The organism is Nodosilinea sp. AN01ver1 (assembly GCF_050565655.1).
Taxonomy (GTDB): domain Bacteria; phylum Cyanobacteriota; class Cyanobacteriia; order Phormidesmidales; family Phormidesmidaceae; genus Nodosilinea.
Genome location: NZ_JBNXVS010000036.1, coordinates 23,387 through 36,111, shown reverse-complemented (window position 1 = coordinate 36,111; position 12,725 = coordinate 23,387). Strand labels below are relative to the sequence as shown.

General features: G+C 57.9%; 10 protein-coding genes. 4 read left to right on the top strand and 6 right to left on the bottom strand.

Annotated features, from left to right (window positions below; translation table 11 throughout):
- Positions 1-37 precede the first annotated feature (37 nt).
- The 3 genes from ACQ4N7_RS22105 to ACQ4N7_RS22095 all read right to left on the bottom strand — a co-directional run bounded on the left by ACQ4N7_RS22105 (position 38) and on the right by ACQ4N7_RS22095 (position 2,179).
- Positions 38-835, bottom strand: coding sequence for a lysophospholipid acyltransferase family protein (locus ACQ4N7_RS22105; protein ID WP_430713653.1), 798 nt, complete (start codon positions 833-835; stop codon positions 38-40).
- Positions 836-1,031: 196 nt separating this feature from the next.
- Positions 1,032-1,556 (bottom strand): tRNA adenosine(34) deaminase TadA, encoded by a 525-nt coding sequence (gene tadA, locus ACQ4N7_RS22100; RefSeq protein WP_430713681.1) that lies wholly within the window; start codon positions 1,554-1,556, stop codon positions 1,032-1,034.
- A 311-nt stretch (positions 1,557-1,867) separates the two neighbouring features.
- On the bottom strand, positions 1,868-2,179 hold the full coding sequence (locus ACQ4N7_RS22095; protein WP_430713652.1) for a Mo-dependent nitrogenase C-terminal domain-containing protein: 312 nt from the start codon (positions 2,177-2,179) through the stop codon (positions 1,868-1,870).
- Between the two features lie 503 nt (positions 2,180-2,682).
- Between ACQ4N7_RS22095 and ACQ4N7_RS22090 the strand changes: the two genes are divergently transcribed.
- The 3 genes from ACQ4N7_RS22090 (at position 2,683) to tatC (ending at position 4,925) form a co-directional block, all read left to right on the top strand.
- Positions 2,683-2,952, top strand: a complete 270-nt coding sequence (locus ACQ4N7_RS22090) for a YciI family protein (RefSeq protein ID WP_430713651.1) — start codon at positions 2,683-2,685, stop codon at positions 2,950-2,952.
- A gap of 118 nt (positions 2,953-3,070) precedes the next feature.
- The gene (locus tag ACQ4N7_RS22085; RefSeq protein WP_430713650.1) at positions 3,071-4,039 is read left to right on the top strand and encodes a helix-turn-helix domain-containing protein; all 969 of its coding nucleotides are present in this window, start codon (positions 3,071-3,073) and stop codon (positions 4,037-4,039) included.
- A 97-nt stretch (positions 4,040-4,136) separates the two neighbouring features.
- Entirely contained in the window at positions 4,137-4,925 is a 789-nt protein-coding gene (gene tatC, locus ACQ4N7_RS22080) for a twin-arginine translocase subunit TatC (protein ID WP_430713649.1), read from the top strand.
- A gap of 103 nt (positions 4,926-5,028) precedes the next feature.
- Here the strand turns inward: tatC and ACQ4N7_RS22075 are convergent, their stop codons facing one another.
- A complete protein-coding gene (locus ACQ4N7_RS22075; protein ID WP_430713648.1) occupies positions 5,029-7,791 on the bottom strand; it encodes a hypothetical protein in 2,763 nt (920 codons plus the stop codon).
- 904 nt (positions 7,792-8,695) lie between these two features.
- Between ACQ4N7_RS22075 and ACQ4N7_RS22070 the strand changes: the two genes are divergently transcribed.
- A complete protein-coding gene (locus ACQ4N7_RS22070; protein ID WP_106921403.1) occupies positions 8,696-8,914 on the top strand; it encodes a hypothetical protein in 219 nt (72 codons plus the stop codon).
- Between the two features lie 74 nt (positions 8,915-8,988).
- Here the strand turns inward: ACQ4N7_RS22070 and ACQ4N7_RS22065 are convergent, their stop codons facing one another.
- Together ACQ4N7_RS22065 and pcrA are read right to left on the bottom strand one after the other, a co-directional pair.
- Positions 8,989-9,687 carry a tetratricopeptide repeat protein gene (locus tag ACQ4N7_RS22065; protein WP_430713647.1) on the bottom strand — a complete coding sequence of 233 codons (699 nt, stop codon included), beginning with the start codon at positions 9,685-9,687 and terminating at the stop codon, positions 8,989-8,991.
- Positions 9,688-10,352: 665 nt separating this feature from the next.
- On the bottom strand, positions 10,353-12,704 hold the full coding sequence (gene pcrA / locus ACQ4N7_RS22060) for a DNA helicase PcrA (protein ID WP_430713646.1): 2,352 nt from the start codon (positions 12,702-12,704) through the stop codon (positions 10,353-10,355).
- Between the last annotated feature and the right edge of the window lie 21 nt (positions 12,705-12,725).

The following is a 12,725-nucleotide window of genomic DNA, read 5'->3' as shown; positions in this document are numbered from 1 at the left end:
TGTAGTTGGCAAATCAATCGGTAGCGAAGATGTTTGGCTAAGGTTGCGCCGGTAGGGATGGGGCAGCAGCGGCGATCGCCTGTCGGTCAGCCACCATCGCCTCTAGTCGGGCCCGGAGGTCTTTGGTGAGCTGCTGCGCCCCGGCCTTGAGCACCTCGGGAGTATCTTGCCCCTGCAGATAATCCTGCACCAGCAGGGGCTCGCCAATGTGAATCTGGGCCGGGCAGCGCCAGCTCGGGTAGGCCTCACCGTAGAAAATATCGACGGGCAATACCCGCAACCCCAGGCCCGATTTAGCCGCTTCGGCCTGCACCGCCAGCCGGGCTAGGCCAGGTTTTAGCCCGTGAATCTGGTCGTCGCGGCGAATGCCACCCTCCGGGTAAATCACCAGCATTTCACCTCCCAGCAGCAGCTCAATGCCGTAGCGCAAACTGGCGATCGTAGGCCGCCGCACGTTTACCGCAAAGCCTCCCAAACGGCGAATAAACCAGCCCTGCAATCCCTTGACCTCGTCGGCTGTCACCATGAAGCGCAGGTCCCGCCCGGTGACATGTCGCCCCGTAGCAAAGGGCAGCAAAATAGAGTCCCAGCGGGCACGGTGGGTGGGGGCTAGGATCACCGGGCCACGGGTCGGCACCCGCTGCTGCCCTGTAATCGCAATCGGACCAAAGTAAGCGGGTATTACCAGATGCTGACCCAAAAAATAGGCCAGCGGGGTTAGCACGGGCGAACAGCGCGATGGCCCATGAGGGCCGGTCTTTGAACATCGCACGGTTGCGATCGCGCCTCCCTTCGACCCAGCAGCAGACGATTCAGAGAACTCAGACGATTTCATAGGAAGTTGAATTGCAGGAGCCATGGTCAGCTAAACCCTATAGTGCCGATACCAGGCCTTCCCAGTATGCCCGGCTTAGCGGCCTCATAGCCTGCAACCGGAAACAAAAGGGGGCCAGCCCTGGTCTATATCACCACCCTATAGCCCTTCTCCACAGGCGCAACCCTGCTCAGGACAGTTCAGCCGGTGTCATGCGTTAAGTCGAGAGGGGTTTGCGTCGGTGCGCCTGGCGACGCTGCTGAAACCATCGCTGCAGCTGCTCGCGGCAGGGGTCGGCTAAAATGCCGGTCACCACCGCCAGCCGATGGTTTGAAGAGGGGGCGTCGGGCAGGTTGAGCACCGATCGCACCGCTCCAGATTTGGGGTCAGCAGTACCGTACACCAGCAGCCCCAGCCGACTCAAAATAATCGCCCCAGCGCACATAGGGCAGGGCTCTAGGGTGACGTAGAGCGTGCACTCGTTGAGATGCCAGTTGCCCAACTGGCGAGCGGCCGCTCGCAGCGCCAGCACCTCGGCGTGGGCGGTGGGGTCTTGGTCTTGCTCGCGGCGGTTACCGGCTTCGGCCAGCACCGCGTCGCCGGGGCCAACCACTACCGCGCCCACCGGCACGTCACCAGCATTCCCCGCCAGCTCCGCCAGTTCTAGCGCCCGCAGCATCCAGCGGCGGTGGCGCAGGGCAACCTCGTCCTCCTGGTCAATGGGCGGAATGTCGTAGGGCATGGCGGGGGCATAGTGTTGTGAAATGGCCATCCCAACTGTCTAGTCACGACAGATCGGATGCCTTCCCCCAAAGCCTACAAAGATTTTGGCCAATCTACGGCTGAATTTTCACATTGACCGTCCATGCCGCTGGCACTGCTGCCCTCAAAATGAAAGTTTCAGGGTGCATTCGCGCGATGATGCACCATCTACGGGGCCGTTTTCAGAGGCAGTTCTGTCCAATTCTGACCCGTCTCGGCAATACAGCCAGCTCAATTAAAGTCATTCACCGTCAGAGCGAGACCCTCGGTAGCAGGACAGCCACTGTTCTGCTAGATGTAGGCCGAAATGTCTTCGCCGCACTCGTCGGCTAGGTAGCACAGAGCTCGAAACCGCAGCTCGACCAGTTCGTTGTAGAGGGGGTTGAGCTTGCACAGGGGTGGAATGTGGGCCACGGAGCGACCGCAGAGAACAATATCGCGTTCAAAGGGGCACTGGGCCGGAATCAGTTCGGCTACCTTGCGGGCTCGGCGGGGCGTTTCAACGCGCAGATGGCTAACCCACTGACGGAGTGGCCGAAACAGGTCTAGGGCGCGACCTGCAGCGCGAAATCCCTGATTGAGAGTAGACATTAAACGTTTCATGGTTAAACCTCTCGCAAGTCCAACAATTGAGACTGTCTGAGAAAGCATCGAGCATTGAGCTGGACTTGATATAAAAACTCAATACTTGACCCGAGGAACAGAGCGACAACAACAGACCTTAGTGAAGCCTTTGCTCAAGCTAAAGAATTCCCTCAGATATCGGGTAAAGCATCAGCAAAGCTCTCTTGTTTTCAACTAAAGCTCCAGTAAAGAGAACCTTCAACGGATGGAGATCAAATTCCGGAAAGGTTTGTGATATATGGGTCACAAGGCGTTGAAGGCTCCCTTTAGCACGTTCCTCCGGGCATCATTTTCAGGTAGTTTTACTGATCCTGTCTGTCATCGATTATTTCAGCAGATCTGTTTTTTTACGTGAAAGCCATGACACTTTTGCAACCGGGCAAAAGCACCTAATATCATCGCGCTAGAAGCCGTTCTTTTTGTATAGAGTGCTACTCAATCTGGTACCATCAGCGGTGACTGCGTTAACGGCACCAAAACCCATGGCAAAGTATGTGATGTGGGGCACCTACTGCGAGAACGTGCTCGAAAAACGTGCCCCCTATCGGGCCGAGCATTTGCAGGGGCTACAGCAGCAAAAAGACAGCGGTGTATTGGTTGCCCTTGGCCCCACCGTTGACAATACTAAAGTCTTTGGCATCTACGAGGCCGAGAGCGAGGCGGCGGTGCGGCAGCTCGTAGAGAGCGACCCCTACTGGCGAAACGGCATTTGGACCGGCTACGAAGTTTACGCCTGGAACCAGGTATTTTGAGCGGCACAGAGGTTTTCAAGCCGCCCACATACGCTGGCGACCATTTCCCATTAGAATAGCTTCGTTCGGGTTCGTTGCCCAAGGCATAGTTCCCCATAGCGTGGTTCAATGAGGTGCCGTGGCTAAATTAGCTCCTACCCAAATCGAGCAGCTCCAGAGCATCGGGGCGTATCTGCGTCAGGTGCGACAGGAGCAGGGGTTGTCTATTGACATGCTGGCCAACCAGATTTTTATCCGCCCAGCCCTGCTGCAGGCGCTGGAGACGGGACAAGACGCGGCCCTACCTGAACCGGTCTTTATTCAGGGGTTCATTCGCCGCTATGCCGAAGCCCTGGGGCTAGATGGCCAGACCATTGCCAAAGAATTTCGGGTAACGCCGGTCGAGGTGGTGCCTACTCCAGAGCTAGTCGAACCGGTCCGTGCTAACGGTGCTGTCAGGCAGCCCGAGCGTCAGCCACAGCCTCAACCCGAGCTGCGCTCTAGTCCAGGGATAAGAGAGCAGGCTTCTCCTGTTGCTGTGGAGCGATCGGCACAGCGATCGCCGCTGCCGCTGCTGCTGGGGTTGGGAGCGCTGGCGGTGGTCCTGGGCCTGGGGGCCTGGGGCCTGTTGGGTCGCAACAGCGTGACCTCGCAAGCCAACAACAGCAATTTGGGAGATGAACCCGCGATCGATGCGCCTGCACCCACGGCTGATGCCCCGGCTCTGGATGCTGAAGGCACCGATGCTGAAGGCACCGATGCTGAAGGCACCGATGCTGATGCGGCTGGAGCCTCAGACCCCTTAGAGGCGTCAGACGATAGCCCCAGTGAACCGCTTGAGGCCCCCGTGGTGGTGAGCGCTAACCTGAGCGATCGCGCCTGGCTAAGCGTTGTCGCCGATGGCAGAAACGTCTATGAGGGCATTGCCGAGAGCGGCTTTGAAGAAACCTGGACGGCCCAGAGCAGCCTGGTCTTTAGAACTGGCAATGCGGGTGGGGTAGAGCTGTCGGTAAATGGTGATCGGGCGGTGGTGTTGGGTAACTCTGGCGTGGTTAGAACGCTAACCCTAACCCCTGACTCCGATATGGAAACTGTTGAGTCGCCCTAGGTACCGCTTCAGGTCTTGCTTCAGCCCTAGGCCTGAACACCCCTAAATTATGAGCCTACAATAGAAGCGATCCTCTTAACGTTCATCCGCCCGACCTATGACACCGCCCACCGAGCTTGACACCGCCGCTACCCAGCCGGCTCCCGGTGCCGCTGCCAACCCGGCGGTTGACCTCGACGAGGTACCCTATGACGTCGAAATGTCGCTGTTTGACCACCTGGAAGAACTGCGGCTGCGCATTTTTTACAGCCTGATTGCGGTGGTGCTGGCCATTGTGGTCTGTTTCTGGCAAGTGAAGCCCATTGTGGCTCTGCTGGAAGTACCGGCTCAGGGGGTCAAGTTTTTGCAGCTCTCGCCGGGGGAGTACTTTTTTGTCTCGTTTAAGGTAGCGGGCTACAGCGGCTTGGTGGCCGCCAGCCCGTTTATTCTCTACCAGATCGTCATGTTTGTGCTGCCGGGGCTAACCCGCCGCGAGCGTCGGCTGATTGGGCCGCTGGTGCTGGGGTCAAGCGTGCTGTTTTTTGCCGGGCTGCTGTTTGCCTACGTGGCCCTGATTCCGGCGGCGCTGAATTTTTTCATTAGCTACGGGGCCGATGTGGTCGAGCAGCTGTGGTCGATCGATCGCTACTTTGAGTTTGTGCTGCTGCTGCTGTTTAGTACCGGGCTAGCCTTTCAAATTCCGATTTTGCAGATGCTGCTGGGGCTGCTGGGTATTGTCAACTCTGAGCAAATGGTGAAGGGCTGGCGCTACGTGCTGCTGGGGGCAGCGGTGCTGGGGGCGGTGCTGACCCCCTCGACCGACCCGGTCACCCAGAGCCTGCTGGCAGGGGCGGTGCTGTTTCTCTACTTTGGCGGTATTGGCCTGGTCAAGGCGATCGGGCGATAGGGCAAACGCGATATTCGTAAACACGATATTCAAGGCTAGGGGTTTAGGGTTGCAAGCAGGTGCCTGAACCCTAAACCTGTGGTTATGGGCCATTGCGGTAGCCCTAGAGGTCAAGCTTCAGACCGCCAATCACGGAGGGACTGGTTTGACCGCTAAACGCATCCTCAAGGCGGAGGTAGATGCCGGGGCCAATGGCGCGTCCGGTACCGACGGTCAGGGGAATGCGATCGCCCGCTTCATCGGTAATAAACCGATGGGTGACAATTGGCAGGCTGCCGCCGCTGGCATCGGCCACCAGGGCCATAACTGGCTCACCAAACTCATCCACCAGGGGCTCGGTTTTGTAAAGGGCAGTCAGGTTGCCGCTCGGATCATAGCCGTAGGCGGGGCGTTGCTCTTCGCCAAAGGGGTTGATCACCGCCTCAAGCCGCCAGCCGGTCTCTCCACCGCTGCCGCGACCCAGCGCCAGGCCCTGGGTAAACAGTTCAGCCCGCAGGGTATTGGCGGCCGGAGTCCAGGGGGTGTTGCCAAAGTTGAGCACGCCGCCCACCGCCAGTTCGCCCAGCAGCGGCGAGACGTTGGGGTAAGTCTCGGTACGGGTGGTAGCCTGGCGATCGACCTGGGGAGCGCGATCGCCCCCTGCCCCTGAAATAAACTCAGTCTCGGTGACTTCAGCGATCAAAGACTCGACGCCGTGGCGCAGGGTAACAGCGGTAGTCGTAGCCCCGTCAAAGGTAACCACCTGGCGATCGACCTGGTCAGGATCAAAACCAATCTGCACATTGCGGAGCAGACCGTCGGTGTCGATATTAAAAGTAGCGGCCCCTGAGCGGTTTGTGGTTTCGGTCACCCGAGTAATCGCCTCGGTGGTGCGGGTTTCGATCTGGGTTCTGGGGGTAGCAAAGTACCGGGTTGTCGTTTGGCGCTGCAGTCCGTCAGCCTGATTGCGCTGGGTTATCGTAGTTGTCGTAATGACATCCTGCTGATTACCCAGGCCCAGGGAGAGCGACCCCCGCGCATAGAGCCCCGCCGCCACTGTAGTGATGTAGTAGCCAGGCTGCCCCGGTTCTCCCGGTACTGTGGTGTCGGCAGTAGCCAAACGGTTGCCGACACGGGCATCGACACCGGCTGGATCGGTCAAACTCAGGGTGGCGACCAGGTCACCGCTGGCTTCTTGACGATACAGGCCCCGCACACCGTTAAACCGCTCGGTGACAGCGTTTTGCTGAGCCAGGGTGTCTTCTACGGCATAGATTTCTGCCGCTTCCTGCAAAAAGTTGTCGCGGTGGTAGTCGGCGGCGATCACCTGCCAGCTGCCCGCCTCAACGCGGTAGCCCGCGGCCGGGTCAACAATGAGAGGATAGGTTTGACCAAGCTGTAAGTCTTGCTCAGCCTGCTGCGGCACCAGGGCGTAGATCACTCGGCGAGCTTCGCCTGCGGCCAGGGCAATAGACTCAGTGGCATGGCCCTGACGGGTCCATTGAGGCACAAACTTGGCGCTACCGTCGGCATATTCAATTACCAGCCCACCAACGTTGTGAGTATAGGCGGCGTTGCCGGGGCCAACCTGGTCGGGGTTGGGGGGCGCAATGATCACAGCCTCGCTCTCTGGCAGCTCAAAGATACCGTCGATTGAGCTCAGAGCACGACCTGTAACCACCTGGTCGGGGGTGCCGGGCACGTAGCCCACCAGCCGCGTGTTGGCCAGCAGCCCGGCTGGCTGCACCAGGCGAGGGCCGTTGGGGTCGGGGTTTGTAACCACCTGGCCGTACATGTCAATTGCTTCGCGGTGGGTAGGGTGCAAGAACTGAGTCAGGCTGACGGTGCCGCTGAGCCCCGCCTGGTTGACCCCAGCACCGGGGTTAAACCGCAGGGTGCCGGTCACCAGGGTGGGGGGCACCGCCGGATTGTCGACCAGAGGAGGGAGCTGACCCACCAGGCTGCCACCATCGCTGCCCAAACGCACCTGAGCGGCTCCGGCATAGCGGTTATAAATCAGCTGCTCGTCATTGCTGGCTCGGGCTCCCAACCCGTGGGCCAGGGCAGCGGCACTGAGGCCAGTGAGTTCAACCTGACCGTAATCACGCTGTTCTTCGGTGTGGGTAACAGGAGTATCGCTTTCTACCGGCACGTCAACCACCTCCTGCTCCTGGCGCACTAGCGGATCGATGGGGGTTTCGACAACCTCGGTGCGATAGCTGATGGTTTCGGAAATTGTCTGAGTTTCGTCTGTGATCACGGCGCGACCCTCGCCACCCGAAAGCTTGAAATAGTCGCCGTCGTTGAAGTCGCGATCGCCACCGTTGGGCAAATCTTCGACCGCAAGTTGACCCGTTTGAGTGAAGTAAATAGCTGATTCTTGGGGCTGACCACTGTTGGTTCGCAGGTGCAGCACCCGTAGTTCTACAGTATCTGCGGCTCCATAAGTGACTTCAAAGGCGGCACGAGTGGGCAGAGTACCATTGGGGCCAGTGACGACGCGATCGCCGCGCACAAAGGCTGTGTTCTTGGCTTTTTCGGTTCCGTCTGGGCCGTAAACAGTTACCTCAATGCCTTCCCCGTAGGAGTGAGCGTTGGGTACGTAGCGCAGGTTAAACTCTGTAGAAAGCGAAACCGAATTGGGGTCAAGCTCAAAGCCAGGGGCTAGGGGCTGAAATTGCTCATTTATATTTTCAATATCGACTCTGATATCGACCGTATTAGGAGCCTGCCGACTAGTATCTACAGGCTGCGCGCGACCCTCCCGAGGGTTATGAATTAGCCCGCTTGGCAACGGAATATTAGATGTATTTTCTAGCTCTCCAGTGGTCAACGTGAACGCATTTCTCTCAATTTTAACAGTGCCATCATTATTAACTTGGGGCATAGCCTGCGCGATCGCAGGAGAAAGAAAACTGGCACCAGTTGCTAGTAGAGTTAGCGAAGCAAGAGAGTAAATTTGCTTAGAACAATTGGGGGCAAACGTAGTCATGGGGGTATCTCCTGGGGGGGGAATCTTTGTCTCTAAATAAAGAAACAGTGAATCCACCTAGCTTTACCCCGCCAGTCCTGTGTTTACTCCCACGCCTCTACGTGATTTCCGTCACAGATGCCCTACAGGCTTAGCGTTTATTTTTGCCACGGCTACCTCTAACTATCGACAGTCTTAAACTTTGACCAGATGATCTGTATTGCAATGTTCCAATAGATCCTTTTCAGCAACATCTATTGCGGCAGTCAGTTTAATTAGAAGACTTCAAGTGACAGAGGCCTCTAGTAGGGGTATTGCAGTGCAATACCCCTACAGCGAACATGTACGACACAGTACATATTTGCAGTATCACCTGAGCAGCAAGCTGCGCCGAAGCCAAATTTTGAATCTCTTTCAAGCCAACTTTTCGATGCCTTAGTGCTTAAAAACTTTGGCAACAAAAAATTCCAATTAACTGACCTGCTGGCCTGTCAATTGAACACAAGAATGTCCGGCTTGAAAAGATTTAGGACTGTTTAGAGCGTAGTCTTTCTAGCTATAGTGCTAACTAGCTATAGCCAGCCATCGGTGAAGGGCAAAAACCTGTTAGGTAGATGTTCTACCACGGGCAAGGTACTTATCCCACAGGGTAGCCCCGTTCGGCGGGCGATCGCTATGGATACCGCTGATCGCATCCCCTTACCCGCAGCACCTAACTCCCCTCAGTCAGTAGAAACAGATTGTCTGCACGGGCTGAGGATAGATACCTATTCAGAGAGCTTTCAGGTTAGGATCAAGCCGTTGCTAACTCCCTAACCCTATGTTTCTCGATGAACTAACCCCATTCGTGCAAGAGCTAACGGCCCACCCTGTGGCGTTTTTGGGCGGGCTCAGCTCGGGTCTGCTGCGGCTCAGTTTGTCTGATGACCCGGTCAAAAGCTGGCTCCAAAATCAGGGCGTTGCCCCGACCGCTACCGATAGCGCCGCCAGCCGCGCCAGCTCCCGCAACGGCGGCCCTCAGAGCATTTCCATTGACTAGTCGAGTGGACTAGTCGAAGCCAAAGCGCTGCCTCACGCAACAGTCTGGTGTAGCAGCGTCTCTCTCTATTACACTCAGGCCCAGCTCTGCTGAGGCAGCAGTTCGGCAGCCCAGCGCTTGACTCGCTCTACCAATTGCTGCGAGGCGTCTGAGACTTGAGCCGCAGCTAAGGCGCGGCGGTAGTCGGCGATCGCGCAGTTCCAGTCGCCGCGCAGGTGGTAGGTGCGGCCTCGCTCAGCGTAGATAAACTCGGGCAGCTGATGAAACATCAGCGCTTCGTCAAAGCAGTCTAAGGCCAGATCTAGGGCACCCATTTGGCGCAGCGTGGCCCCCAGGTTAATGCGGGCGCGGCTGTTGAAAGGGTTGAGGTCAACGGCCTGTTCGTAGTCGTCGAGGGCGGCGGCCAGGTCACCCAGGGCCGCATGGCACAGGGCTCGGTTGTTGTAGGCCTGATCCAGGTCTGGGCCCAGCGTGACGGCGCGATCGCAGTCAACCAGAGCCGCACTGGGCCGCCCCATCCACAGGTAGACCAGGCCGCGATTGCTGTAGTACATAGCCCGGTCAGGGTGGCGCTCGATCAGCTGGTTCAGCAGATGCAGCGCCTGGGGGTACTGCTGCCGCTTAACCGCCGCCGCTGCCAGCCGACTCAAGGTATCGGCGGCAGTGGGGTAGGTGGAGGATAGATCAGAGGCCGCCGTTAGGGCGACTAAATTGGCTGGCTCCCCTTGCGGCAGCGTGCAAACCAGGGGTTGCTGTGAGCGGTAGATGTGCATGGCTGTATCCCTGTAGTGTGCTCATAAACCGTGAAACTAACCCAGTAGGGTAGGAGGTACTAACACCCCTCAACCCTTACCGTCTACGCAGGAACCTTTTTCATAGAATCCCATCTAGGCTGGTGGGACTTCATCCTACCTGTGGCAGTTATCGAGCTGGCTAACCCAAACTCACGAGTCGCAGGGGTTCACCCTGGCCCCGATTTGGTAGTTAAACCATTCACCCTGAGCTGATGCCGCTATAGTCGCATCTACGTTGTGGCGGCTAAACCGCAAAACAACGGAGGTTAAACCCCCTTTTTATGGGGTAATTGGGGTTAAACGCCTTTACCTAAGCGAATATACGGAAGATCTCCATATAGTTTCTTATCCTTAGGTGAGGATTTCGTGACCGCCTGAGTATTTTTAGCGGTAGCCAGTCTGGTGAGGACGGTTTCCCGGAAACCGTTCAAACGTTTGAACGGTCTCCTCAAGCTTTACGAATGTCCGAACCCAGGTGACTCTGGCTACATATCGCGGCCCAGAGGCCCTGGCTGAAACAATCTGAAGAATGTCTACAGCTTTCCGGCGATCGCCGCCGCAAACCACGGCAGCGGCGTAAATATAGCGCCAGCCATTGCGCCAGAAACTCCAGAACGTCCTAACTGGCGCAGCGATGGCTACACCTACTCCGCCCGCTGCAAAGCCGAAATTTTAGGATCGATGATTTTGCGCCCCTGGCCCTGAAAATAGATGGCCAGGCAAATCTTGTTGCCCGCGCCAAAAATGTGGGTCACTTCGCCAGCCCCGTAAGATTTATGCACCACGACATCGCCTACGCTCCAGTCTGACTCGTGGGCACCGCTGCCGGGCTGGGCAGCGGCTTCGCTCTTTTTGCGGGCTTCGCGAATGGGGGTGCTCCACTTTTGGGGCAGACTCAGAGCGCTGTTGCCGCTGATTAAATCGGTGGGCAGCTCGGCCAAAAACAGCGACGGGCTGGCGGGTTCGCGGTTGCCGTAGAGGCGGCGCTCGCGGGCGTGGGAGATAAACAGGCGCTCTTTGGCGCGGGTAATACCCACGTAGCAGAGGCGACGCTCTTCTTCGGTGGCGGCGGGGTCTTCCAGCGATCGGTGGTTGGGGAAGAGGCCCTGCTCTAAGCCGACCAGGAACACCACCGGAAACTCTAGCCCCTTGGAGGAGTGCAGGGTCATCAGCGACACGGCCTTGTTGCCCTCTTTGGTGTCATCGAGGTCAGAAGCCAGCGAGGCATTGGCGAGAAAGGCCAGGAGAGATGGGTCTTCGTTTTCTTCTTCAAACTGGAGGACGGCGTTGTAAAGTTCCTGCACGTTGCCAAAGCGATCGTCGGCCTCGTCGGTGCCCTCAGCCTTCAGAGCCGCCAGGTAGCCGCTGTCCTCCAGCACGCCCTGGATAATTTCGGAGCCTTTTTGCTCATCGAGGTTTTGGCGGTATTTTTTGATGATGTCGGCAAACTCCAGCACGCCCTTGGCGGAGCGGCCCGCCAGCGTTTTCACCGAAGTTTCGTCGGCCAAAATTTCCCAGAGGGGAATGCCGCCCAGGGTTTGGGTGGCCTGCTCCAGCTTGTCGAGGGTGCCCTTGCCCACGCCGCGCCGGGGCACGTTGATGATGCGCTTCAGGCTGACGGTATCGAAGGGGTTGGCGATCGCCCGCAAATAGGCCAGCACGTCTTTAATCTCGCGGCGATCGTAGAAGCGCAGGCCCCCCACCACCTGATAGGGAATGCCGTAGCGGGTCAGCACATCCTCAAAGGCGCGGGACTGGGCGTTGGTGCGGTAGAGAATGGCGAAGTGGCCCCAGTGCAGCTCTGGGTGCTGGGTTTCCAGGTTGCGAATCTGGCTGACCACAAAGTCGGCCTCGGCGGTTTCGTCGTCGGCCCGGTAGCAGTAGATGCTCTCGCCCTCGCCCCGGGTGGCGCGCAGCACCTTGTCGATGCGCTCGGTATTGTTTTCGATCAGGTGGTTGGCGACTTCAAGAATGTTTGAGGTCGAGCGGTAGTTTTCCTCCAGCTTGACCATGCTGCGGGTGTCGTCGTCGGGCAGCCCGTCGCCAAAGTCATCCTGAAAGTTCATCAGAATGGTGAAATCGGCAGCGCGGAAAGAATAGATGGATTGATCGGCATCGCCCACCACAAAAACCGAGCGGTGGTTCCAGTCGCTGTAGGTGGCGATTGATTCCCCATTTGTCGCCAGCAGCCGGATCAGCTCGTACTGGGTGCGGTTGGTGTCCTGGTATTCATCGACCAGAATGTGGCGAAAGCGCTTGTGCCAGTAGGCCAACACCTGCTCATTCTGCTGAAACAGAAACACCGGCATCAAAATTAGGTCGTCGAAATCGAGGGCGTTGTTCTCGGCCAGCGCCTTCTGGTAATGGCGGTAGACATCGGCAATCACCCGGCCCCGGTAGTTGGGCTGCTCTTTTTCGAGGTCGTCGGGGGTGAGCTTCTGGTTTTTGGCGTTGCTGATTGCAAAGCGCACGGAGCGGGGGTTGAACTTCTTATCGTCCAGGTTCAGGGTCTGGGTGACGATGGTTTTGACCACGCTCTGGGCGTCAGATTCGTCAAAAATCGAGAAGCTCTTGGTCCACTGGTAACCCGCCGGATGCTGGTACTTCTCAATGTCAAACCGCAGAATGCGGGCGCAGAGGGCGTGAAAGGTGCCAATCCACAGGTGCTTGGTGATGGACTTGTAGACCTGCGACTTAAGCTTGGTCTGCTCGTACTGGGGCAGCGCCGAGAGCGATTTGCCGTGGCGGGCCTGGGCATCCTGCTCGGCAAACAGCACCTCAATCCGCTCCTTCATTTCTTTGGCGGCTTTGTTGGTGAAAGTGACCGCCAGAATGTTGTCGGGGTCGGTTTTGTGGGTGAGAACCAGGTTGGCAATGCGGTAGGTGAGGGCGCGCGTTTTGCCTGACCCCGCCCCCGCCACGACCAGCAGCGGCCCACAGTAGTGCTCGACGGCCTGGCGTTGGGCGGGGTTGAGGGGGGCGAGAAAGTCAGTCATTGCAGCCGGGTGGGGTTTTTG